This window comes from Herpetosiphon sp. (assembly GCF_003512625.1).
GTDB classification, from domain to species: domain Bacteria; phylum Chloroflexota; class Chloroflexia; order Chloroflexales; family Herpetosiphonaceae; genus Herpetosiphon; species Herpetosiphon aurantiacus.
The window spans coordinates 84,037-108,018 of the sequence record NZ_DOPT01000046.1; the positions used below are offsets into that span (position 1 = coordinate 84,037).

Here is a 23,982-nt window from a genome sequence, read left to right on the forward strand (position 1 = left end):
CTCGATAAGGTGATTCTCAAAAATCATCAAGCAACCGATCAAGGCGGGGCGATCTATTGCTTTCAAGGCAGCGGCGGTAGTTTAACGATTCGCAATAGCAGTTTTCAGGGCAATCGCTCAGCTTCGGGCGGCGCGATTTATAACGATGGCTGCGATTTGGCTATTGACAATAGCGATTTTACTGCCAATATAGCTCCGACCAACACCGTTACTTCATTTGGGGGAGCGATTTATAGCGTTGGCCCAACCACGATCACCAACAGCCGTTTTTATCGCAATCAAGCCCGTGATGGCGGTGCGATCTTCATTCACACTCAAGCCTCAGCAACCATTCGTTATAGCAACTTTCTCGAAAATACTGGTGGTTATGGCGGTGCGCTCGAAAACACTGGCGGACTGACGATCACCGATAGTTTATTGCAAGCCAACACGGTTAGTGGCACTGGCGGCGCAATTTGGAATAGCGGTGGGCGCTTGTTGCTCAAACGCTCACGCCTGCTGGGCAATCAGGCCGATGAGGGTGGCGCAATTAGTAGCTATGGTACACACGCCGAACTCGTCGATCTATTGATCGAGGCGAATCAAGCAACTGGCACAAATGGCGGTGGAGCAATTTACCATTCTAGCGGCACACTGTTTATCAGCAATGCTAGCCTAATTCGTAACCAAGCAAGTGCTGGCCATGGTGGCGCAATCTACCAAAATTCCGACGACAACTTGACCCTGACCAACGTGACAGTCGCCGAAAATCAGGCCGATCAATTTGGTGGTGGCCTTTATCACAAAGCGCGTTATGCGGTGATTACCAACAGCACTTTTTACAACAACACCGCTTTGGCTGGCAACGAATGGTACGAGGATTCGCCGCTGACCAGTGAGCAACCAGGCATTATTCAAATTGGCAATAGTGTCGTGGCTGGCGCTAGCAATAATTGTGGCGGCAGCGCTGTCCAATCGTTGGGCTTCAATTTTAGCGATGGTACATGCGCTGGGCTCGATACGGCCAGCGATCAGCAAAATACCAATAATCTGCTGCTTTCGGCGCTCCAAGTGAATGGCGGGCGCGTGGCCATGCCAGTTTATACGCCGCTGACGGGCAGCCCATTAATTGATAGTGCCGATCCTAATCTTTGTCCAACGACTGATCAACGGGGCGCGACACGAGTGGCTGGCTGTGATGTTGGCGCGGTCGAAGCGGCGGTGCAATTACCCCAAGTTTATTTGCCATTAGCAATCCGTTAATTGATTGTGGAGGAACCTATGCGACGTATTTCAAGTTTGATCTTGCTGATGATTCTGGTCGGCTGTGGGGTGGCTGCTCCAGCGCCCACGAACCCTGCCGTAACCAGTGTGAGCGGCGAGGCCACCAATTTGCCGCCCGATTCAACCAAAACCAGTTTGCCAGTGATCATGACCGGTGATCCGAATGCTCACCCACGTTTATGGCTAACTCAAGCCGATTTGCCGCGATTGCGAGCGTGGGCCAGTGATTCCAACCCAATGTATCGTGATGGCTTGAAGTTGGTGGCTGAAGAGGCCAAAATTACCATGGATGCTGGCGATGTGCCAATCCGTGATTGTGGCAGCACCGAATACGAAGAGTTTCCAACCGAAATGTATGCTGAACTCTTCGCTTTTATGTCGTTGATTGATCCCAATGAGGCGGCTCGCGCCGATTATGCGCAACGAGCGCGAACCCTGTTGATGTACATCATTAATATTGCGGCGCAAGGCCCAGCTGAAAATGATGATTATCTGTGCCCTGAAACTCAATCGACAGGCTACCCGCCATTTCGTAGCCCACGCTTTTTTACCGAGGATTCAAACCGCGCCCGTTGGCATGGCGAGGCCTTTCCCTTGGTCGTCGATTGGATTTACCCAGTCTTGAGTGCTAGCGATAAAGCGGCGATTCGCGGGGTCTTTTTACGCTGGTCAGATGAAATTGTCCAACGTGCCTATCATCATCCCGAGCCAGTTGGCGTGATCAACGATCCAAGTTTGATTGCCGATACAGCTCAAGTACGTTGGTCTGGCAATAACTATTTTGTGGCCCATATGCGCAATTTGGGCATGATGGCACTAGCATTTGATGCCAATGACGACCCAAATAATCAACTGCGCGATTATTTGAACAACGCCACCGGTGCTTGGCTGTATATTTTTGATCATCTGACCCGTACCGATAGCAAGGGTGGCCTATTGCCGGAAGGCTTTGAGTATAGCCCACAAACCGCCAGCTATGCGATTCAATTTCTGTTGGCTTTGCAAACCGCAGGCAAAGATACCTGTGGCCCGCACTGCAAACTGACCGAAAATCCATTTTGGGATGATTTTGTTACCAGCTACTTACACTCGTTGAGTTCCAACCCAACCGAAGATCCTAATCATGGTTTGGTCTATCAGCCAGCCTGGTATGGCGATGCCCAGAGCTATCACTTGGTCGATTTTATCAATGCCTTTGGTTCATTGGGGATTTACGATCAACGGACTGGCAATGCTGCCCGTTTGGCCAAAGTGCGCTGGATCGAAACCGTCACCCCGCCAGGTGGAGCTGAGGGCTTGATCGAACGAGTTGGCAACCCCAATGATTTTCGCGATGCCATTATCTATTTCATGCTGTTTGATCCGACGGCTGCTGTGGCAAGCGACCCACGGCCAAGCCTACCGCTGGATTTCTACGCTGAAGGCATGCACAAAATTTTCTCGCGTACCAGTTGGGCCGATGATACAGGTTGGTTCAATTTCAGCCTAAGTTGGAATTTTATCGACCATCAACAGGCCGATGGCAATCATTTTGAGTGGTTTCGCAACGGCGAATGGCTAACCAAAGCTCGCACTGGCTACGCTGATATCGCCGAGGGCATCGCCAGCTCCGAGTTTCGCAACCTGATCGCACTCGAAAATGATCAGCCTGATCGTGATCCATCCGATTGGCGGATCGATCTATGGCAACGTGGCTCACAATGGAATTTAGTGCCAACTGGTGATCCAAACTTAGTTGCACATAGCCTTGATAGCCGTTTTACCTATGCTTTGGGCGATGCAACCAACCTCTACAATAGCGAAAACGAGGCAACGACCGATATTAGCCACGCTAGTCGTTCGATTGTCTGGCTCAAACCCGACACGATTGTGACCTATGATCGTGGCACATCGCAAACCGCCAACCGCTTCAAACGCTGGTGGCTACAATTGCCCACACCAGCAACCGTTAACGGCAACCGCGCTACGATGACAACTGCTGGTGGACAGACGTTGAATGTAACCAGTTTATTGCCAGCGGGTGCGACATTAAGCGCCGTCAACATTGCCGACCAACAATCGGAGAATACTGCGGCCAGCGACGACCCCATGAAAGTGCGATTGCGAATTGATGCTCCTGGCAACCCACAGGATGTACGCTTTTTGCAGGTATTGCAAGCTGCTAACAGTGGAGTCACGCCAGCCAACGTCAGCCTCATTCAGGCTAGTTCTGGCAATTATGCTGGGGCACAAATTGGCTCGCAGGTGGTGCTCTTCCCAATTAATCTTGATCAGGCTTTTGCCACAATCGAATATAGCACCGCGAACGCTGCCAACCTGCAATTAATCACAGGATTGCAACCAAACACGGGCTACACCGTCCAGCGCAATGGCAATAATGTCAGTATCAGCCAAGGTGGCTCGCAAATGAGCGATAGCGGTGGAGTTTTGGTAATAGAGTAAGCCCTGATCGAACTGCCTGCGGCGTTTGCTAATGCGTTAAGCTGGGCTGGACGGAGACGAAATCTACCTGCATCGTGTGCTATGAGTGTTGTCACGCGATGCAGGTAATTGCATTGTCGCTAAGTGACTGATAATTCATTACCATATCCACATCTCTACTATCTTCTTTTTTTGGGTTTGGGTTGTTGCAATGAAGCTGAGGCCGAGGGTAAGCATTTTCGTATATTACTGGTAACGGATACTGGTGTTTCAAATCTTGTTACTAGAGCTTGATTATTATTTGGATGTGAATCTATACCGCCTCGTGTGTGTTCTTGAACCCATGTATAACCCAACTCAAGGATAACCCCTGCTGCTTTGGCTTGTAGATATTTATCATGGGGTGCATCGTAACCATCCTCAATAAATCGTTTATGTGCGACAACTATATGCTGTGATTTTGATAGACTTTGATGCCAATTATGAATACTTACCCGATTGGATTCCCCTTTTGTTCTAGGCAATGATCTGCGCGAATCACTATAATAATTGTTGCTGCTCTGACCTCTGTAAGAATATCTTGATCCATGCGTCGGCTTACTAGTTTCAGGCACAACAAGAGCATGATATGTGGCAATAAGTAGATATCTGAGCATAGTTATATAGCCTTGATTGTTAATCTTGTCGATGAAACCTGTAATTGAACTATCTTTTTGAATAATAACATTCTCAACGGTATCATATTTTATTGTGGGTATATGAAAATATAATTCTATTTTAATACTAGGTGCATAAAAACCTTCTTGAATGAACCTTAAAGATTTAAGATACGTATACTCTGCTATATCATTTTCTGTTTCAATAACTAAAATCCCTTGAGATGGAATCGCATATTCTCGTTTATTTGAAGTAATGTCTTTCCATAACATACTTACTCTATCTAATAAAAAGTGATCATTTTTGACATAGAGCTTATTAAAGTAGCTTGCTAAAATCGAAGTAGTATTTTTGGTTTCAATGATTTCAAGGTTTTTATTTATGGGATTTGAATTATTTGATAATCTATTATTACTAGATTGATCTAGAGAAGCTTTGAAAGATTCAAATCTCTTTGGTATGCGTAATAAATATTTAGGGATATTTTTTACGTGATGTAAATTTTATAATATATAAATATATATATATAGCAATAATCAAGAAACTCGAAGGCTGTGTTGTAATTTTCTACTATACTTAATAGTTGTTGAATATTAATCTTTAATCCTGTTTTATAGAAAATGTTGTTTATTAATAGATCTGGATTCTTAAACGGGAAGTTTGGTTTTCGAAACTTTGCAACTAGCTGAATATACTCAAAAGTGTAGGTTTGGACTATATTCATTTTTGATAGATAAGTAATTGTATCTTTGAGGTGCAAGTCAGTAATATAACGATTTTTATTAAGGAATATATGTAGTTCAAAGATATCCTTGTTAGAATAATTTGTTATCTTATTATATAAAATAATTCTTGATTTAAATAAATTTATATTATCAAGTTTCTTGTTTTTGAATTCATTAATTAAGTGATTATTTTTATGTATATAGTTATTTATTAATTTTTGTTCTATATGCTGAGTAAGAGTAGCGAAACTGAAAATTTTCTTAAATGGTTCGATCAACCCTAACACCTCTTCTGCCGTGACTGATTGATCAAACCGAACACTTAACTCTTGAAGAAAATCCTCGATCTCTGTGTTCTCAACTGAGAGTTTGCTGGCTAATTGCTCAATTGCATCAGTCATAGTTGTACTCCAGCAAGCTAAAACCGCGCTTCGCACCAGTGCCTAACACATGTCTACTGTATATACTACATTCAAAATCCAGCGTCAAGCCTGATTTTGCTCTTTAATTACCTCAATCTAGGAACATAGCCCTAGTTTTTAAATTTATCCCGATCTCTCTCGCCTATTTTATCGTGCCTTCAATTTTGCCTTCTGATTTTTGCCTTCTGATTTTTGCCTTCTGATTTTTGCCTTCCATTAGTGTGATATTGACAAAAAGCAGAATCGCGCTATACTACTCTGCACTTGGTGTCATATTGACTATTAAAGAAGGAATGGCTATGCAACGGGTTGGGATTTTGGGCGGAACCTTCGACCCAATTCATTTTGCGCATTTGGCGATTGCCGAAGAGGCGCGGGTGGTCTTGGGTTTAAGTCAGGTGGTGTTTATTCCAACGGCTCAACAGCCCTTGAAGCAACAACACTTTAGCTCGGCCTACCAGCGCCTGGCCATGACTAAACTGGCGATTGCTGATAATCCAGCCTTTTCGGTTTCCACGATCGAAGTTGAGCGTAGTGGCGTTTCTTACACCATCGATACCATCCAAACGCTGCACCAGGATCAACCTCATATTGAGTGGTGGCTGATTGTTGGCTCGGATAGTTTGGCGACTCTGTCGCGTTGGCATGCTGCCCACGATTTAGTTCAATTGGCCCATTTTGCCATTTTAGAACGACCTGGCTTTGAGTTGGATTGGCCAGCCTTGCTTGATCAATTTCCAGAGCTAGCCAAGCGCAGCGTGCGGATTCAAGGCCCACGTATGGATCTTTCGGCGACTGAATTACGTAGTCGCTTGCAGGCTGGCTTGCCTGTGCGCTATCTCGTCCCTGATGCTGTTGCCAGCTATATTGCCCAGCAACAGCTCTATCTTGCTTAATGTAGCGCTTAACCTACGGTTTATATGTTCTTGCCTACAATCTTACCGAAGATAGATCTGAATTCGATCAGCTTCTGATGGTTGCCCTTTAGTGGGTGCAGGGGGATGAAGACCCCCTGCGTTTCCCGCCTTGAGGCGGGACGGAAGGGTGGAGAATCCTAATCTTTCAGCTATAGAATCAAGAACATATATCCTGGTGTTTCATCACGAAAGGATTTACCCGTTCTATGAACGATTATATTATTGTTGGCTCAGGCATCGCTGGTTTATACACTGCCCAACTTGCTGCTCAACATAATCTCAAAATTGTGTTGGTGACCAAAGAGGCAGTTGAGGAATGTAACACGCGCTATGCCCAAGGTGGAATTGCCGCCGCGATTGGTGAGCACGATTCGCCCGAATTGCACATTGAAGATACTTTGGTCGCTGGCGCTGGCATCAGCGATCCAGCAGCCGTGCGCGTTTTGTGCGAAGAAGGCCCAGCGCGGGTGCACGAGTTGATCAATTTGGGTGTGCCGTTTGATACCCACGATGGTGCAATCGCTCTGACTCGTGAAGCCGCCCACTCCGAACGCCGCATTTTGCACGCTGGTGGTGATGCAACAGGCGCAGCGATCGAAACAACCTTGGCAGGCGTGGTTGCGAATACCAATGTTGATGTGCGGGCTTGGACTTTAGCCACCGAAATTATGCTAGAAAACGGCCAAGCGGTTGGTGTGCGAACGCTTGATGCGCGGACTGGCGAGCGCGGCGAGGTTCGCGCCAAGCGGATTGTGCTAGCAACTGGTGGGGCTGGCCAATTATTCCAAGCTACAACCAACCCAACTGTCGCCACTGGCGATGGCGTAGCCTTGGCCTATCGCGCTGGTGCGGGTGTCTCAAATATGGAGTTCTTCCAATTTCACCCAACGGCTTTGCGGTTGGCTGGCGCACCTGGCTTTTTGATTTCCGAGGCAGTGCGCGGCGAAGGCGGCTTTTTGCGCAATGTGGCAGGCGAACGCTTTATGCTCAAATTGCACCCCGATGCTGAATTAGCGCCACGTGATGTGGTTGCACGGGGGATTGCCGCCGAAATGGTTTCAACCGATGCTGATCATGTCTATCTTGATGTGACGCACTTGCCAGCCGATTTGGTGCTGTTGCGCTTCCCTACGATTGCCAAAGTCTGTCGCAGCCATGGCTTGGATATTACCAAAGAACCAATTCCGGTTGCGCCTGCTGCTCACTACATGACTGGCGGCGTGGTCACCGATTTGCATGGCCGCACCAGCGTGCCCAATTTATTTGCGGTTGGCGAAGTTTCGATGACAGGCGTGCATGGAGCCAACCGTTTGGCCTCGAACTCCTTGCTCGAGGTGTTGGTTTGGGCCAAACGGGTGATTGAAGCTCCTGATGGCCCAATCGAAGCACCAACCTTTCCCCAAACGACCCAAGCGATCACCATGGCCGCCGAAGCCGATGATACGCCATTTAGTCGGGCTGCTTTGCAACGCCTGATGTGGCGCAATGTGGGCATTGTGCGCGAAGCCGATGGTTTGGGTTCGGCCTTGCGGCAGTTGGTTGCTTGGCGTGATGCCCAAGCCGAGCCAGCCACTGTTCGCGAGTATGAAGATGCTAATTTGTTGGTAACCGCAACCCTGTTGACCTATGCCGCCTTATTGCGCGAGGAAAGCCGTGGAGCGCATGCCCGCCGCGATTTCACTGAAACCCGCGAGGTTTGGCAACGCTACTTGGTCTTGAAGCAAGGCTAATTATTTATTTACAGCGAGAATGGTGGATCAAACTTGATCCACCATTTTGTATTTAATTATTGCCATACATGTTCATTATTTGCTAGCACTTTAGCACTTGGTTTGGGTAGGTAAAACAGGCATGATCAATGTTTTATTGCTTGTAATTGCTAAAGGATAGGATGGGACTGTATGCGGCGTTGGTGGCTGTGGCTTGAAATGCTGGTTTTGTTTGGCCTCGTGCCGTTGGTGCTGCGCTTTGTTGTGCCAGCCCGTTGGTGGTTTGGGGTACTGGGTTTGGCGGCGCTTGGGGCGTGGTTTTGGTTGCGGCGGCGAGCAGTGCCAATTGGGCTTTGGCAAGGGTGGTTTAATCCGCTCGAACAAGCTCAGTTTTGGCGTTTGCTGCAACGTTTTGGCTTGGCCAGTCTGTTGGCGGTGCTGTTAGTGTGGTTTTGGCAACCAGCCAATTTATTCAATTTGCCGCGCCAACAGCCTTGGCTTTGGCTCACGATTCTGTTAGTCTACCCGATCTTTTCGGTCTACATTCAAGAATTGGTCTTTCGTGGTTTGTTTTTCGAGCGCTACCGCGATTTGTTGAATGAGCGTTGGCTGCTGCTGCTCAGTGCTATGCTGTTTGGCTGGGCGCATATTATTTTTCGTAATCCCTACGCTGTGCTGTTGACCCTGATTGGCGGTTGGCTATTTGCTGATACCTATCGCCAAACCCGCTCGTTGCGTTTGGTGTGTTTGGAGCATGCGTTGTATGGCAATTTGATGTTTACGGTTGGCTTGGGCCACTATTTTTTCAGTCGAGGCTTGGGTTAATTGGTAACGATATTTGGAAATTGCTGCCTTGACCAAGTGTGCTGCTCACCTCAATTGTGCCGCCATGAGCCTCGATAATTTGCTTGACAATCGCTAAACCCAAGCCCCGCCCGCCTGTATCGCGGTTGCGCGAGGCATCGGCCCGATAGAAACGCTCAAAAATATGCGGCAAATCATGAGCCGCAATTCCCTCGCCAGTATCGTGGATGCTTAGGTTGATCGATGACTGATCGCTACTACAACTGATGCTGATCGTGCCATTGGCTGGCGTGTGGCGAATCGCATTTTTCAGCAAATTACCCAAGGCCTGCACAATCCGCGTGCGATCAACAGCGATCTTGGGGAGTGGTTGCTCGATGCTAAGTTTCAATTGGATGCCTGCATTGAGCGCTGGTTGTTGCCAACGTTGATGGGTTTCGTGGAGCAATTGCTCAACATCTAATGCTTCTTGGTTAAATTCTAGGCTGTGTGATTCGGTTTTGAGCAGCAAGGTCAAATCATCGAGCAAGCTAACAATCAATTTAATTTCATGCTCAACATGGCGAGCAGCTTCATCGGCACTTTGTAATTGATCGGCCAAGCCTTCCATTTCAAGCTGAATTACGCTGAGTGGAGTGTGCAATTCATGGGTCAAATCGTGAATTAGGCGGGTTTGTAACATGCGCTGTTGGGCCAGTGAATTGGCCATATGATTGAAGGCCTTGCTCATTTGGCCTAGCTCATCGTGCGACCGGATTGGCACTTGCGTTTGCCAATTGCCGGCGATAATTTGCTTAGTGGCTTGGATTAATGCCAAAACTGGCGCGGTAATGGTGCGAACCAAGACAAACCCTAAGGCCAAAACGATCATTCCGACGATACCACCGCTCATCACCAAGGCCTGTCCAGTGCTACGCAAAAATGCCCCTTGATGCTCGGTGTACGCGTGCGTGCCAGTCACAATCAGGGCTGAGCCAATTGGTTGGTTGCTGATTAAATCATAAAGTGGCACGGCATGCTGGCGCAAATCGTTGTCTAGTTGCTGATCGTTATTGAGTTGCTGAGCGCTGTCATAACTCACATTGCCCATTGGATCGAGAATAATCAGCCGTTCATCGCCATGCAGGAGCGCTTGTAATTCCCATTGCAGCAACATGCTGTCATGATGCAGCAGCCCCATTCGGCTATTATTTGGCTGCGCTAGGCCTTGAGGATCGATAAAACTCCAGGCTGATTGGGCGATCAGCGGGAGTTCATTCAAAATGCTGCTGATTGGAATGCTCGACATGGATTTTAGGCGTGCCAGTTCGGCCTCAACAATGGCCTGAACGAGCAGCCGTGGCTCGCTTTGATAGCGCTGAGCTAGTGCCACGAAGCCTTGGGGGTGTTGCAAGCTTTGTTGAATTTCAGCGGGGCTAGCATTCAGTTGTTTTTGAATTAGGCTGAGCCAATCGGGGCTGGTTTGATATTCAACAAAATAGCGAATTTGCGATTGTAAGTCGATGCCAGCGCCAGTTGGCGTGGCTCCGACCACGGCCATGGTCGTCGGGATGGTGGTCATTGGCAGTTGGGCTTGCTCAAGGCTCACGATCAACGCCTCAGGATCGACATTATGCGCTAATGCGACGCTCTCGATGCTGCCGCCGCTACCAACCTCGCCTTGCAAATGCTCAGGACTAATGCCAATGACCTCGGCGCTATCCTGCCAGAGTTGTCCGCTGTCAATACTGAAAATGGCTGGGGCTAGGCTCAGGGTGTGGGTTTGGCTCAAATTTTCGCTTTGCCGCAATAAGGTTGATATTGCCGACCAATCAGCGTTATAGGCATGACTGGCTTCGAGCCATGGCGCAAGCTGTTCGGTGCGCAATTGGCTTTGGTCGCCCACAAAAATATCAAAGCGTTGAGTCGTGAGCAAATATGCGCTTAGCCCGCTCAACAAGAGGGTTGCGCTAATCACCAAGCCAAATGCTGCCCCTAATTTCCAGCGTAACGATTTGCCCATAACACCCTACCTAATCAACAAATTTATAGCCAAGTCCATACACCGTCACAATATACTGTGGATTGGTGCGATCATGTTCGATCCGTTGGCGCAAACGCGCGATATGCGCATCAAGCGAACGATCAAAGCCAGCATAATCGCCAGCAAATACGGCTTCAAGCAACTGTTCGCGGCTGAGAATTTGGTTGGGATGGCGCATAAATGTCGCCAGCAAGGCCAATTGAATTTTGCTCAATTCGACAGGTTGCTGATTGACGGTGCATGAATGTTGCTCCAAATCCAATTCGATCGGGCCGCGTTTCAACATTTGGCTAGCTTGAATTGGCTGGCTGCGCCGCAAAACCGCCCGCACTCGCGCCACCAATTCGCGAGCATTGAAGGGCTTGCCAACATAATCATCAGCGCCAAGCTCCAAGCCATGGATTCGTTCTTCATCACTGCTACGCGCAGTTACCATAATAATTGGCGTATTGCTAGTTTGGCGAATCGTCTTGAAGACCGCTAAGCCATCCAATTTGGGCAACATCAGATCTAAAACGACTAAACTTGGCTGGTGTTGCTGCACCAAAGCCAAGCCTGCTAGGCCGTCGCTGGCCAAATAGGTTGTAAAGCCCGCTTGCTCAAGATACAACTGCATCCAATGGGCAATCCGTTCTTCATCTTCAATAATGATGATTGTCGCGGCCATGCTGCTTCCTTGGTGTGGATTAAGGCTGGTTGCAGGCGTGGTGAATGTTGCAACCAGCCATGCGATCTAACGACTTGAATCGGTGGTTGGTGCGACTGGTAGCGCGGGCACAGCTTCGATTGCTTCGCAGTCAACTGCTTCTTCAGTTGTGCTGGTGCCCGATTCATCAAGTTCAACCATGACGCATGCAACGCCTTCGCTTGGAATGAAATGCGACGCAGTACTGACGAAATGCTCGATCATTTCGGGCAGATCGGCGGTAAATAATGCCGCATCTTCGGCACTAAGTTGACCATCGATTACCAGTTGATTGATGTTGGCAGTTTCGGCAGCCACGATTGCATCGATCACGGTTTGTTTGCTCACACCCTTGGCGGCGGCTTGATCGGCGATGCTAACTTCATTCTCAATCCCAGCCAGCAGTTCATCGCTGCTAACGCCAATCGTTTCAGCAGCCAATTCAAACCAATCGATCCCAACTGGTACTGCGATACCACAATCGCTTGATTCAGCATCAGCATTACCTAGCATGGCAAATGGCTTGGTCACGTGTGTGCTGCTGATTTGGCTGGTTATTGCAAGCGGATCGGCTGATGCGCCAGCGGCGCTACGATGATGTAATGTGCCACTAACCAGCGGTTTATGCACTGCCATGGCGGGCATGTGGCTTGCGTGGGTGCTCGCTGCGATTTCGCCGTGCATTGTAGGCATGAACATTCCTTCACCGCCAGCCATATTGCATTCAATTGTAACTTCTTCAGGATTTGAGCTGATCGTGATGGTTTCGGCTGGCTGATCGTTTTTATTGGCAGCAAAGGCCGCAGTGTTGTTCGTCCAGAGATAGCCACCACAGGCCAACGATACTACCCCAACAGCCACCGCTAAATGTTTACGCATGTCCGAACTCCTTGTCAACCGCTAATTGGTTTCAATGGCAGTACTATAAAAAACGATTGTGATACAAATTCGACAATCATCACTGCTAAGTTAATAATTTGATGAGTGACCATTGGTTTGTGCTAAGCTTTTGAAGGGCAACAATTAATTGAGGAATTAACCAATGACGATAGATTTACTGCATCGCGGCTTGACTGAACGTCAGCGCGGCTTTGTGCAACTTGGGCAGGATTTGGCGGCGTTGATTAAACCAAGTGCTGGCTTGCATGATCAAGCTGCGAGCTTTCCCTTTGAGCATTTATCAGCCTTTTTTGCTGCTCGGTATCAGGCCTTGAGCGTTCCAGCGGAATTCGGCGGCCATGGTGCAAGCTTGTTTGAGGCAATTTTGGCTCAAGAGCAATTGGCCTATGGCGATGGCTCGCTAGCCTTGGTGATGGCCATGCCGATTCATGTGCTTGGGGGAATTATCGAAGGTGGCGCGTGGCAGCCAAGCCAAATCGAACGGATTAGCCGTTTGGTGGTCGATCAGTCGATAGTGCTCAATTCGGCGGCCAGCGAACGCGAAATGGGCAGCCCTGCCCGTGGTGGTTTGTTTGCGACGGTTGCGCGGCAGGTCGAGGGTGGTTGGTTGTTGCATGGCCGCAAAATCTATACAACTGGTGCGCCAGCCCTGACCCACGCCCTAATTAGCGCGACGATTGCTGATACCAGCGATACGGCGATTTTTTTGGTCGATCTTAAACAAGTAGGGATTACGATTGAGCCAACTTGGAATGGCACGGCGATGCGGGCGGCTCGCAATGACGATATTGTGCTTGATGCTGTGTTTGTGGCTGAGGCGAATCTTGTGCAGCGTCGCCAGCCTGGGCTGGTTGATCCAAGCCGCAACAATGCTGGGGCATGGTTTCAACTGAATATGGCGGCGGTCTATTTGGGAATTGCCCAAGCAGCGCGTGATGCCGCCCGCGATTATGCCCGTGAACGTCGCCCAACCGCCTTGGCTGGCAAAGCGATTAGCGAACTGGAATCGATTCAACGCCAGCTTGGTAAGGTCGAGCAATTATTGTTGAGTGCGCGAAGTTTGCTCTACCAAACCGCTCAATTGTGGGAACAAGCGCCTTCCGAACGTAATAATTTGCGGCCACTAATTGCCACAACCAAAGCCACAGCGATTGAGCATGCGATCGCCGCAGTTGAGCAAGCCATGATTGTGGTTGGTGGCGCTTCGCTCTCGCCGGATTTGGCCTTAGAGCGCTATGCCCGTGATGTGCGAGCTGGTTTGTTTCATCCGCCGACGATGGATGCAGCCTTGGTTGGCTTGGGTGCGTGGTTGGTTGAATAACTATTTTTGATGGCGACTGGCCCAGCCTTCGATCGCATCGGCGACTAAGGGCCAAGCTGGGTCAAACATCAAATCGTGGGCGGCCTGTGGCACGACGATCAATGGTGCTTGATAGGCATTGGCTAATGAACGCTGTTCCGCCAGAGTAAATGCGCGATCACGTTCAGCCGCAATTACCATAATGGGGGTTTTAATCTTGCTTGGCTCAGGTTTATGCATGAGTGCATCGAGCAAAACCTTGATCGATTCGCTGTTTAGTTGGCTGTGCAGTGCCTGAGCTTGGCTGGCGGAAGCGTTATCACGGAGAAAGAGGGCTTTGGCTAAGGCTGGCGTGCGCACAAAACTAAACCCGTCGGCGGTCAACAACGTGCGTAAAGCCACGTTTGGTTGATTGCTGATAGTGCGCAAGGTGAAACCCAATGCCCCAGTTTGGGGCATGCTAGCCAGTAATACCGCTGCTGGCAATTGGCGCTGGAGCAAGGCATGCTGTAACACATAGCCGCCAAGGCTGTGAGCAACCACAATTGGCGCTGGCTGAAGAGTATCAACCAGCGCTAGTAAATCGTCGATGTAATGTTGTAGCCCAACCAAGTTAAACAATCGAGGCATACTGCTGCCACCGTGGCCGCGCAAACTGAGTGTATGCACCTCAAACCCACGTTCAGCGAAGTCGTGGGCGGCGTTTTGCCAGCACCAAGCGCCATGCCAAGCGCCGTGGAGCAGCACTAAAGGTCGTTGATAGAGCGGCTTTTTCGGCAAGTATTGCCAATATTCAAGCCTGTTGTTGCTCATGGGCTTCCTCTTGGGCCGCAGCCCGATCCCGTTCCTCGCGAATTAGTTGCAAGGTTGTTGCTTGATCATCCAGCGCATGGAAAATTGCCTGCATGATAACGGTATCAGTTGTGTCAAGATCTGCCAAGAGCCGTTGGCGGTTGGTATCACCTGCTACGAGCAATCGTAGTCGTTGAGCGAGAGTTTGCCATTGAGCCTGAGCTTCAAGCTGGGGCAAAAATCCATCGAGATCAGTATAGGCATGCTGAACCCCAAAATGAGCAGCAGCGACGGTCAAAATAATTGGTCGCCATTCGCCGATCAGCTTGGACAAACGCGCTTCCTCTGGATCAGGCGTTTGGCTAACGGCGACCAAAATTGCTTGCACAATCGCCGCGCTATTGGTGTCGAGGCCAGCGCTGAGTTGGCTAAAATTGCGTTCGCCAGCCCAAATAGCTTCAACTGCTGCCTGAATTTGCCAGCCATTATTATCAATTTGTGGCAACAAAAATTCGACCTCAGCGCGGCGGGTGGCATCGCCATGGGCAATCGCGGCGATCACCTCGATCAAAGGGGTGAAATGGGCCACAGCATCGGTGGTAGCACGTTCAAAGCTTGGGTGGAGATCGAGCATGGCAATCTATCCTTTTTAACTAGCAAGCAAAACAACAGGCTTGATTAAGCTTGATACGCAAAATCAAACCTGTTGCTATCATATGCGATTGAGTGACTTTGTGTCAATATAACACCTATTGAGAACAATAAAACAACGAGCCATCCTCATTGATGCCTCGTCGTTCGTGGCTGGTTTAAGTGTAAACCACCGAATTCGCACCGCCAAACTCGTTTGGCTCGTAACGATCAGCGCTCCAATCGTTCAGCCAGCGTCCATCGGCAAGATAGCGATACTGGTAACTGTGATTGGGTGGCAGATCCATGGTGGTACTCCAGCCTTCCCCAGAGCGCAACAGCGGGGTCGCGGTTTCGCTCCAATTATTGAACTCGCCAACAAGTGTGATCGTCTGGGCGGTGAGTGGGGCTGGGATGTTGAAGGTTACCCGCACGACCGTACCCTCGAGGCGTTTCTTCAGCATTATGGCACTCCTTTGTGCATTCCAAAATACAACGGCTCCGTTGCATTTCCTCTGCGTCCGAATCCTTGTAACTCTATCCTACATGGCTTTAGAAGCAAGATCAATACCCAAAGTATTGGCGTTTCCTAAGAAATCTAGGCCATAACGCTAGCTGCAAAACAGGACTAAAGAGCTAACCATGATCCTTGCTAGCCAGGTGAAGGCGATCACCTCTGCGAGGAATTGAGTTGGTGTAATTTGGCCTGCTTTGATGTGTGCAAATTCAGCATGCTCTATACGCTTGACAAGCTTTACATTTAATGATACTTTGTATCAATATAAATCCTGATTCGTCATATGGCTATGGCGAGCACCAATACAACATGGAGACATGGGTCATGAATGAGCGTAGTACTGGCACGGTGGCGTGGTTTGATCCGGAAAAATCGTATGGCTTTATCACAACCCATGCAGGCGCATCGCTGTTTGTCCATCGACGGGCCTTGGGCGATGGACGACGCTGGTTAGTTGAGGGGGAAGAAGTTAGTTTTGTGGTGGTTCGCGGCATGAAGGGTGATGAAGCTAACGATGTTTTGGTGACAAGCGCCTTGCCGCCAACACCACGCATTCGTGCTTATGAACAGCGCGAGGCTGGTGGCTATAGCAGCGAACGCTCATTTGAACGTCGTGATCGCTTTGGTTCAGCTCGCCCAAGCCAACCTGGCCAGCGGCGCGAGTGGAGCAATGGCCCCCGTGAGCGCAATCGCACCTTTACCGGCAATGCGCCAACCGGCGTGCTTAATGCGCGGGTTGATTATATCGACCCTCAAGGGCGGTTTATGTTTGTGGCGCTGAGCGATAACCACGGCGATGCCTATGTTCATTCGACCCTATTCAACCATGTCAGCAATCGGGTGCAAGTCGGTGATACCGTGCGGGTCAGTGTTTCGGCAAGTGATCGTGGCTTACGTGCCAACTCACTTGAGTTCTAAATTGGGTTTTGCATATCCACTCAAACAGCAAGGCCGACTCAAACGAGTCGGCCTTGCTGTTATTATCATTGAAGAAATAGCTCGAAGTTGGGTTTCCGGTCGCGGCCTGTGAGGCGGCGGAAGCCTCGCCCGATTGCTCGAACCGTATCCTCGCCTAACGAATAAGCTAAGACCGAACCGAGAATCAAGCCTAGGGCACTTCCGGCTGCTGCTCCAAGCGCAAAGACGACATAGCGTTCGCGTTGTGTAGATTTGTTCATGGTGTACCTCGCACGTGATCGTCCTTGACCCGCCGATTACTGAAGAACGACAACTGGCGTAGCTTTTTGCCACAATTTATCGAGCTTGTAAAAATCGCGTTGTTCAGGGCTAAATATGTGCACAACCACATCGCCAAAATCGAGCAAAACCCAGCCAGTTTCGGGTGAACCTTCGATTTTGGGGGTGGCTGCGCCTTCTTGGACTAATTGATCATCAATTTCTTTTACGACTGCCCGCACCATCCGCTCATTGCCAGCCGTACAAATCACCAGAAAATCGGCGAAGGTGGCTAATGGGCGAACGTCGAGCATTATAATATCATTTGCCTGCTTCGAGTCTGCTAAATCAACAGCACGGCGGGCAAGAACTTGCGCTTCGATAGGTGGACCTCCACATTTCTAGAACTGTATTTTCTGCTTCCAGTGTACCATGAAACCTTAAATTAGCTGCATGCTCCGTCCAACATGTTCGAAGATGTTGAGGGCTTCAGCTAGATCGGCGTTGCTATGGCTGGCAGTGACGATTGTGCGCACCCGCCCTTTGTCTCGCGCCACGGTTGGGAAGGCGATGCCTTGGGCAAATACGCCTGCTTGGAACAACGCATTGGAGAATTGCATCGACTTGGCTCCATCGCCCACAATTACGGGGGTAATCGGGGTTTCAGAGATGCCAGTGTTGAAACCAAGCTTGTTCAACCCAGCCTTGAAAAATTTGGTATTTTCCCAAAGTTGTTGGTGCAATTGCTCGCCCTCGGCACTTTGCAGCAGTTTGATGGCCGCCAAACAGCTGGCAACAACCGCTGGTGGGTGCGAGGTGCTGAATAAAAATGGTCGGGCGCGATGCTCCATCAATTGGCGTAATTTGCTCGATGTGGCAACGTAGCCGCCAACCGCGCCAATTGCCTTGGAAAGCGTACCAACCTGAATATCCCAATGGTTGATGCCATAATGGCTGACTGTGCCGCTGCCATTTTTGCCCAACACGCCCGAAGCGTGGGCATCATCGACCATGGTGATTGCACCGTAATGCTCGGCTAGCTCGGCGATGCGTGGCAAGGGCGCAATATCACCATCCATGCTAAATACGCCGTCGGTCACAATTACCGTGTTGCGATATTTGCCTTGGTTGGCCTGCAAAACCCGTTCCAAATCGTCCATATCATTGTGTTGATAGACCGCCCGCGCCGCTTTGGTGAGGCGAATTCCATCGATGATCGAGGCATGATTTAGTGCATCACTGATCACCAAATCGCCATCGTTGAGCACAACGCCCAACACAGCAGCATTGGCAGTAAATCCCGATTGCAGCACCAACACCGCTTCGGTATGCTTGAATTCAGTTAAGCGTTGTTCAAGCTCCTCGTGGATGCTCATGGTGCCAATAATTGTGCGAACTGCGCCTGAACCAACGCCCCATTCCTCGATTGCTTTGATTGCGGCGGCTTTCAAGGCGGGATGATTAGCCAAGCCCAAATAATTATTTGATGAGAGATTGATCACCGATTTGCCATCGATGGTTGAGCGTGGGCCAGTTGGGCTTTGCAATTCGCGCAATGTGCGAAAAACCCCCTGCTCACGCAAACTATTCAGTTGCTCATCAAGATATGCTTCAAATGAATGCGGCATCATCGCCCCCAATAACACGCTAGTTGCACCGATGACCAAACGCCATCTGGTTCAGATGCATTATAGTGCATAAGCGGCATTTGTTGCTGCGGCTTATGGAATATCTGCCTCGTCATATAATTAAGATAGGCCACTCAGGAAATTTTAATAGTATTGGGATGCTGTTGCGCTAGAATAGCGATGGCTGATGGATAAACCTCTTGGTCAACCTCAAAATTAATGAGTGAATGGAGACTGGATTTATGAAAAAGAGCCTTACGCTGGTGTTGCCCTGGATTTATCGGCTTGCCATCCGCTTGAAAAATCGGCTTAAGCAGCCATTGAACTCGATTGATGCGATTGCACTTGTGGTTATTTTCCTGATGCCTGTGGTTTGGATCATTTTGGGGGTTGAAGTTGATTATGCTTGGAACCGACCTCAGTTGTATAGTTTGACTGAAGCTAGCCGGATAGTGGTTATGGAGTGGAAATTCCAACAAGGAGTGTTGCTTCAGGCTTTTGCGTTGATGTGAATAGTTTTGCTGTTCAGTGTGATTTTACGGGTTAATCCACGCTATTTGGCAGGCTTTGTGGTGCTATTGGTTGGATTGTTTGCGATCTATAGCTGGTGGATGTTTACTGATGGCTGGCGTAGCATTCCACTTGTTGCTGAACGTCAATTTGGTAAAGCCTGGTTGAATTGAGCGTGCAATGATTGTGCTGTTTTTTATGTTGCCCCTTCCTGCCAACGATTCTGTACTTCATCAATCGATGCTTGCTCCACGCTAATTGTCCTTGAGGGGGTGCCGGGGGATTAAAGCCCCTGGCGTTTCCCGCCTTGAGGCGGGACGGAAGGGTGGTGATCGTAAGACCTTTGTAAATATGATGGGCAGGAACTTAATAACTAATTTTGCTGGTGGCGTAACCCAGCCCACTTTGCACATCGCGGAAGGTGCGAATATGGCTGATATCAATGCCGGTATCGAGCAAGGCTTGGACGGTTTCGCTGCGTAAACCAACCACAATTGGCTCGGTGCCAAGCAAGCGCACCGCACTCAAGGTTTGTACCAACGATTCAGCCACCACCTGATCAATCGTCGTTAATCCCGTTAAGTCGATCAAAATTGTATGTGGGCGGCGTTGATAGATTGTATTCAGCAGTTCATCGCTGAGCAAGGCCGCCCGTGAGAGGTCAATGCTGCCAACCAGCGGCAACACCAAAACCCGTTCGGCGATTGGCAGCACTGGTACACTCATTTGGCGAATCGTCTCGCTGGAGCGTTGTAATTCATCGAGCGCTTTTTCAAGATACAGCGTGCGTTTTTGTACTCGTTCCTCAAGCACCGCCTGATTGCGCTCAAGCTCCTTGCTATGTTCAATGCTAGTTTTGAGCAATTGGCGTAAGCGGCGGGCAGTAAACGAAGTGGTAGCGGCGGCGGTGCCAAAACATCCGCCTGCGAACAATGTATTCAGAATAGTTGTATTTAATGAAAATGGCTGAGGGCTTAACATATCGGTGCTGACGAAAACTACCACTGCCAGCGCTGCATAAATTAGACTCCAACGGGCTGGCAAGAGCAGTGCCGCCGCTACAATTGGAATAAATAACCCATACATGCCACGGCTCGTTACCCCGACCGGAGTTGCCACCACCAAAATAATCAGCATGTAGGGAATAAACATCGCGTGGGTGGCCCATTCTGGCTGATCGATGCTGACCAGCCAGCCCGAAATCGCGGCGGCAACCAGCACTCCAATCAAACAGCCGAGCGCTAGCTGATTGCGGCCAACACTGAGATCAACCCCGAACACATAATATAAAATCAGTAGGAAAATAAAACTACTGCCAGTAATCAAAATACGTTGCAAGGCTCGCTTGCGCTGTTCACGTTCTTCATTCCAGAGGGCAATTTGACGATCGGCCATGCGCGGTATACCTATTGAGTAAATTGGGCATGGCGCATTATAACAGGCTTTTTTGCTGATGATTCAAGCCTGCCTGCATGCGACCGTCTGTGCTATAATCGCTGTAGGAGGATGCCATGTCGGATGCGTTTGATCAAGCTCAACGAATGATTTCACCCAAGCCTCGCGAAGAGGATCAAGTGGTGGAGAAAAGTTTGCGGCCAAAAAAGTTGGCCGAATATATTGGTCAAGAAAAAGTGTTGGCCAACCTCAAAATTGCGATTGCTGCGGCCAAACAACGCAAAGAGCCGCTTGATCATACCCTGTTTTATGGCCCGCCTGGCTTGGGTAAAACCACGCTCTCAACCATTTTGGCCAACGAAATGGGCGTGAATATCAAAATTACCTCTGGCCCTGCGATCGAACGCGCTGGCGATTTGGCGGCAATTTTAACCAACCTCAAAAAAGATGATCTGCTCTTTATTGATGAAGTTCATCGCCTGAATCGCGCCGTCGAGGAAGTGATGTATCCAGCGATGGAAGATTTTGCGCTGGATATTATTGTGGGCAAAGGCCCAAGTGCTCGCAATTTGCGCCTGAAGTTACCGCGTTTTACCGTGGTTGGGGCGACAACCCGTCTCGCTTTGCTCACCTCGCCCTTGCGCGATCGCTTTGGCTCGGTGCATCGGCTGGAATTCTACTCGCTCGAAGCCATGACTGATATTGTGCGACGTTCGGCAGCCTTGCTCAAATCGCCAATGGATGATGCTGGGGCGTTGGAGATTGCGCGGCGGGCGCGTGGCACACCACGGGTCGTCAATCGTCTGTTGCGGCGGGTGCGTGATTTTGCCTTGGTCATGGCCGATAATCACATTACACTCGAAGTTGCTCAAGCAGCGCTGGCTAGCCTTGAAATCGATGATCTAGGGCTTGATGAGAACGATCGGCGGGTGTTGCGCACCTTGATCGAAACGTTTAATGGTGGGCCAGTTGGCTTAACCACCCTCGCGGCGGCAACCGCTGAAGAAGTTGATGCGATTGAAGATGTGTACGAGCCATATCTCTTACAGCTTGGCTTTATTCAGCGCACTCCACGCGGACGGATTGCCACACGCCGCGCCTACGATCATCTGGGCTTGAGCTTTCCCGAAGCGTCGCGCCCAGCCGATACTCAACAAGCTAGCTTTAATTTAGAGCAGTAGATAGTTGACATAAAAACAGGCTGTTGATTGATACCAACAGCCTGTTTTGCTGGATTATTTAGCGATTGCCAGATCGTAGCGTCGCCCAACTTCGCCCCAATTGATCACATTCCACCAAGCGCTCAAAAATTCGGCGCGTTTTTGGCGGAACTTCAAGTAGTAGGCATGCTCCCACACATCAACCCCAAGCAACGGGGTTAAGCCTTCCATATACGGGCTATCTTGGTTGGGATAGCTGGCCAGATAGAGCGTGCCTTTGCTATCGGTTGAGAGCCAACCCCAGCCTGAACCAAACCGCCGTGCCGCAATATCATTAAACGTGGTTTTGAAACTATTGAATGAGCCATATTTGGCATTAATTGCAGCGGCCAATGCGCCACCAGCATTGCCGCCACCTTTTGGCGAGAGGGTTGCCCACCAAATTGCATGGTTGGCATGACCGCCAGCGTTGTTTCGCACAGCGGTTTGAATCGCGCTCGGCAAGCTGCTCAAGCCATGCAGTAGTTCGGCAACATTCATGCTTTGCAATTTAGGGTAATCGGCCAAGGCTGCATTTAAATTGGTAACAAGTGCTTGATGGTGTTTTTGATGATGAATGTACATCGTTTCAGCATCGAGGTGCGGCTCCAAATCGCCATAATCATAGGGCAACGCTGGAAGTGTAAATTTGCCATTGGTTGGAACGGTAGCTTGATCGAAGGTTTTGCCTACGCCACCATATTTTTTGGCACTGGCCCCTTTGCTGCCCCAAATCGCCGCCAAACTGCCCAAGCCTACTGCGCCCAAAAATCCTCGCCGCGATAGATTGAAACGTTCTGACATTATCAACAACCTCCAATAGACAGTTCCTGTTGCAACCATTCGTCTAAATTCACGCTTTGGTTTTAGCCAAAATAGCGGTAATTGTTGATATTTTATTGAAAATGAGCTAATTAATGACCATTTGTTGCTTGTTCAAGGTGCTAGGTTGTTGGGATTGCTGATGAATAGCATAGCCTAAACAGCCTAGACACAGTGGTAACACCAACCACGATTCCCATGCGAAGGTGTTGGTTTGTAGGGTGTTGAGTGGCATCCCCTGGGCTTGGGCCGTGAGCATGAGCGCGATCCAACGCGAGCCAATGAGGCCAAGCATGGCGCTACCAAGGCTAATTTTGCCCCACATTTTGAGCCAAGGCCACGCCAAACTCAGCACAATCAATTCGATAAATGAAAACGACCAACCCACAGGCCGCCCCCAATACAACAAGATAAAGCTCAGACCATAGAGCATGGTAAAGCCCAATTGTTTGCGCCAAACTAACCAACAACTTAGCCCCAACACCAATAGCCATAACCCAAATGCTAGGGTTTGGGCAACACTTGGCGCAATTCCAAGATTAATCAAGCCTTGCAAGGGTGTGCGATTCCACATGCTCATTGGGCTTTGCTCGGCAGCTGGAAAGTTGAACCATTGATATTCCAAGGTATGGGTTAAATAGTTAAACGTTTCCTGCCGCAGCGCACGATCCCAGCGCCAAATTTCGAGTCCAATGAGTCCCAAGGCGATTGCTGCGATGCTCGCAATCCGTTTAATCAAGGCATGGCGAGCAGCCTGATCGGCGAGATTACAATAGGCCAGCAGCGCCAAAGCCACAAAAAACAAGGCATAAAACGGCTTGATCAAGAGCATGAGCGCAATAATGAGGGCGGCAGCAAGACGTGAGTGATAGAGCGCCCAGTAACCGCCAACCAAACTGCCAAGCAGCAGTACAAACTCGATATTGCCCGCTACAATACCAATCAAACACTCCATGCTGAGTATAACCCAAATTGTCCAAGCACTACTTTGGTTGGTTAGGTAGAGCCAAAATCCCACAAATATAATCGTTGCAATACTCAAGATTGTAGCCATACCAAGGCCGCTAAGCTGCAAACCAGCCACAATTGAGGCTAAAGTGGGCGGGTACAAATATGGCCCAACGATCTGCCCAACTTGATCATACTGGGCTTTAACCGCCAGTTTGGCCGTAGGATCTGGCGCATTGAGCATGCGCTGCTCCCACAGATGCACGCTGCGCCACATCGCTTGCGCCTCAGAGATTTCAGGATAGGGATTTGCCTGTTGTTGCATGCGTTCGGCTGCCAAGGCATAGCTTTGGAAATCGACAGTTTGCACGCCCTGTTGCCCACTCTGCGCGACGATGTTATAGCCAAATCCTACCCATGCCCCAAATATCAGCCAACCAACGATCGTACCTAGCCGCCGCCAAGGAAATCGCATAATCAACCTTTCATCCTAAATACTGCGAGGCTTAGTATAGCCTACGAGGCAAAAAAAGAACGTA

24 protein-coding genes are annotated in these 23,982 nt (G+C 49.4%); 10 read left to right on the forward strand and 14 right to left on the reverse strand.

All coding sequences use genetic code 11. The features are described 5' to 3' along the window. Positions 1-1,242 (forward strand): choice-of-anchor Q domain-containing protein (locus tag DEF47_RS10940; RefSeq protein ID WP_287045129.1); only part of this gene is annotated, 1,242 nt, incomplete at its 5' end. Between the two features lie 18 nt (positions 1,243-1,260). Beyond that, positions 1,261-3,705, forward strand: coding sequence for a hypothetical protein (locus tag DEF47_RS10945; RefSeq protein WP_012189856.1), 2,445 nt, complete (start codon positions 1,261-1,263; stop codon positions 3,703-3,705). A gap of 158 nt (positions 3,706-3,863) precedes the next feature. Here DEF47_RS10945 and DEF47_RS10950 read toward each other — a convergent pair whose 3' ends face one another. Beyond that, complete coding sequence (locus DEF47_RS10950) at positions 3,864-4,613, reverse strand: hypothetical protein (protein ID WP_012189855.1); 750 nt, start codon at positions 4,611-4,613, stop codon at positions 3,864-3,866. 215 nt (positions 4,614-4,828) lie between these two features. Continuing rightward, positions 4,829-5,467 (reverse strand): hypothetical protein, encoded by a 639-nt coding sequence (locus tag DEF47_RS10955; RefSeq protein WP_012189854.1) that lies wholly within the window; start codon positions 5,465-5,467, stop codon positions 4,829-4,831. Between the two features lie 320 nt (positions 5,468-5,787). On the opposite strand from DEF47_RS10955, the gene nadD reads away from it, so the two are divergent. From nadD to DEF47_RS10970, 3 genes are all read left to right on the forward strand, one after another. Continuing rightward, positions 5,788-6,384 (forward strand): nicotinate-nucleotide adenylyltransferase, encoded by a 597-nt coding sequence (gene nadD / locus DEF47_RS10960; RefSeq protein ID WP_012189853.1) that lies wholly within the window; start codon positions 5,788-5,790, stop codon positions 6,382-6,384. A gap of 227 nt (positions 6,385-6,611) precedes the next feature. Further along, positions 6,612-8,135: an L-aspartate oxidase gene (nadB, locus tag DEF47_RS10965; RefSeq protein WP_012189852.1), complete on the forward strand. Its 1,524-nt coding sequence runs from the start codon at positions 6,612-6,614 to the stop codon at positions 8,133-8,135. 171 nt (positions 8,136-8,306) lie between these two features. Beyond that, entirely contained in the window at positions 8,307-8,939 is a 633-nt protein-coding gene (locus tag DEF47_RS10970; protein ID WP_012189851.1) for a CPBP family intramembrane glutamic endopeptidase, read from the forward strand. On the opposite strand, the gene DEF47_RS10975 is transcribed toward DEF47_RS10970, so the two are convergent. The 3 genes from DEF47_RS10975 to DEF47_RS10985 all read right to left on the reverse strand — a co-directional run bounded on the left by DEF47_RS10975 (position 8,920) and on the right by DEF47_RS10985 (position 12,505). Continuing rightward, positions 8,920-10,920, reverse strand: coding sequence for a sensor histidine kinase (locus DEF47_RS10975; protein WP_012189850.1), 2,001 nt, complete (start codon positions 10,918-10,920; stop codon positions 8,920-8,922). The genes DEF47_RS10970 and DEF47_RS10975 overlap by 20 nt on opposite strands. 10 nt (positions 10,921-10,930) lie before the next feature. Then, on the reverse strand, positions 10,931-11,608 hold the full coding sequence (locus tag DEF47_RS10980; RefSeq protein WP_012189849.1) for a response regulator transcription factor: 678 nt from the start codon (positions 11,606-11,608) through the stop codon (positions 10,931-10,933). Positions 11,609-11,674: 66 nt separating this feature from the next. After that, a complete protein-coding gene (locus DEF47_RS10985; protein WP_012189848.1) occupies positions 11,675-12,505 on the reverse strand; it encodes a hypothetical protein in 831 nt (276 codons plus the stop codon). A 163-nt stretch (positions 12,506-12,668) separates the two neighbouring features. Between DEF47_RS10985 and DEF47_RS10990 the strand changes: the two genes are divergently transcribed. Continuing rightward, positions 12,669-13,847 carry an acyl-CoA dehydrogenase family protein gene (locus tag DEF47_RS10990; protein WP_012189847.1) on the forward strand — a complete coding sequence of 393 codons (1,179 nt, stop codon included), beginning with the start codon at positions 12,669-12,671 and terminating at the stop codon, positions 13,845-13,847. On the opposite strand, the gene DEF47_RS10995 is transcribed toward DEF47_RS10990, so the two are convergent. The 3 genes from DEF47_RS10995 to DEF47_RS11005 all read right to left on the reverse strand — a co-directional run bounded on the left by DEF47_RS10995 (position 13,848) and on the right by DEF47_RS11005 (position 15,712). Next, on the reverse strand, positions 13,848-14,639 hold the full coding sequence (locus DEF47_RS10995; protein WP_012189846.1) for an alpha/beta hydrolase: 792 nt from the start codon (positions 14,637-14,639) through the stop codon (positions 13,848-13,850). After that, positions 14,620-15,252, reverse strand: a complete 633-nt coding sequence (locus DEF47_RS11000) for a hypothetical protein (protein WP_012189845.1) — start codon at positions 15,250-15,252, stop codon at positions 14,620-14,622. Before DEF47_RS11000 ends, DEF47_RS10995 begins: the two co-directional genes overlap by 20 nt. Before the next feature lie 175 nt (positions 15,253-15,427). After that, entirely contained in the window at positions 15,428-15,712 is a 285-nt protein-coding gene (locus DEF47_RS11005; protein WP_041304451.1) for an isoamylase early set domain-containing protein, read from the reverse strand. Positions 15,713-16,089: 377 nt separating this feature from the next. Here DEF47_RS11005 and DEF47_RS25275 point away from each other — a divergent pair, with 377 nt between their 5' ends. Continuing rightward, complete coding sequence (locus DEF47_RS25275) at positions 16,090-16,683, forward strand: cold-shock protein (protein ID WP_012189843.1); 594 nt, start codon at positions 16,090-16,092, stop codon at positions 16,681-16,683. Between the two features lie 65 nt (positions 16,684-16,748). Here DEF47_RS25275 and DEF47_RS11015 read toward each other — a convergent pair whose 3' ends face one another. Genes DEF47_RS11015 through DEF47_RS11025 form a run of 3 tightly spaced genes read right to left on the reverse strand, consistent with a single transcriptional unit; the run spans position 16,749 to position 18,569 of the window. Then, complete coding sequence (locus DEF47_RS11015) at positions 16,749-16,943, reverse strand: hypothetical protein (protein WP_287045130.1); 195 nt, start codon at positions 16,941-16,943, stop codon at positions 16,749-16,751. A 36-nt stretch (positions 16,944-16,979) separates the two neighbouring features. Then, positions 16,980-17,324: a ribosome silencing factor gene (gene rsfS, locus DEF47_RS11020; RefSeq protein WP_041304449.1), complete on the reverse strand. Its 345-nt coding sequence runs from the start codon at positions 17,322-17,324 to the stop codon at positions 16,980-16,982. A gap of 57 nt (positions 17,325-17,381) precedes the next feature. Beyond that, positions 17,382-18,569, reverse strand: a complete 1,188-nt coding sequence (locus tag DEF47_RS11025) for a glycine C-acetyltransferase (protein ID WP_012189841.1) — start codon at positions 18,567-18,569, stop codon at positions 17,382-17,384. Positions 18,570-18,811: 242 nt separating this feature from the next. On the opposite strand from DEF47_RS11025, the gene DEF47_RS11030 reads away from it, so the two are divergent. After that, a complete protein-coding gene (locus tag DEF47_RS11030; RefSeq protein WP_041304447.1) occupies positions 18,812-19,081 on the forward strand; it encodes a hypothetical protein in 270 nt (89 codons plus the stop codon). A 6-nt stretch (positions 19,082-19,087) separates the two neighbouring features. Next, positions 19,088-19,252, forward strand: a complete 165-nt coding sequence (locus DEF47_RS11035) for a hypothetical protein (protein ID WP_287045131.1) — start codon at positions 19,088-19,090, stop codon at positions 19,250-19,252. 193 nt (positions 19,253-19,445) lie between these two features. Here DEF47_RS11035 and DEF47_RS11040 read toward each other — a convergent pair whose 3' ends face one another. Beyond that, positions 19,446-20,474: an STAS domain-containing protein gene (locus DEF47_RS11040; protein ID WP_012189839.1), complete on the reverse strand. Its 1,029-nt coding sequence runs from the start codon at positions 20,472-20,474 to the stop codon at positions 19,446-19,448. A 146-nt stretch (positions 20,475-20,620) separates the two neighbouring features. Between DEF47_RS11040 and ruvB the strand changes: the two genes are divergently transcribed. Then, positions 20,621-21,655 (forward strand): Holliday junction branch migration DNA helicase RuvB, encoded by a 1,035-nt coding sequence (gene ruvB / locus DEF47_RS11045; RefSeq protein WP_502697252.1) that lies wholly within the window; start codon positions 20,621-20,623, stop codon positions 21,653-21,655. A gap of 54 nt (positions 21,656-21,709) precedes the next feature. Here ruvB and DEF47_RS11050 read toward each other — a convergent pair whose 3' ends face one another. Both DEF47_RS11050 and DEF47_RS11055 read right to left on the reverse strand, forming a co-directional pair. Then, positions 21,710-22,477 carry a superoxide dismutase gene (locus tag DEF47_RS11050; RefSeq protein WP_012189837.1) on the reverse strand — a complete coding sequence of 256 codons (768 nt, stop codon included), beginning with the start codon at positions 22,475-22,477 and terminating at the stop codon, positions 21,710-21,712. A gap of 106 nt (positions 22,478-22,583) precedes the next feature. Continuing rightward, positions 22,584-23,918 (reverse strand): DUF2029 domain-containing protein, encoded by a 1,335-nt coding sequence (locus DEF47_RS11055; protein ID WP_012189836.1) that lies wholly within the window; start codon positions 23,916-23,918, stop codon positions 22,584-22,586. Positions 23,919-23,982 lie beyond the last annotated feature (64 nt).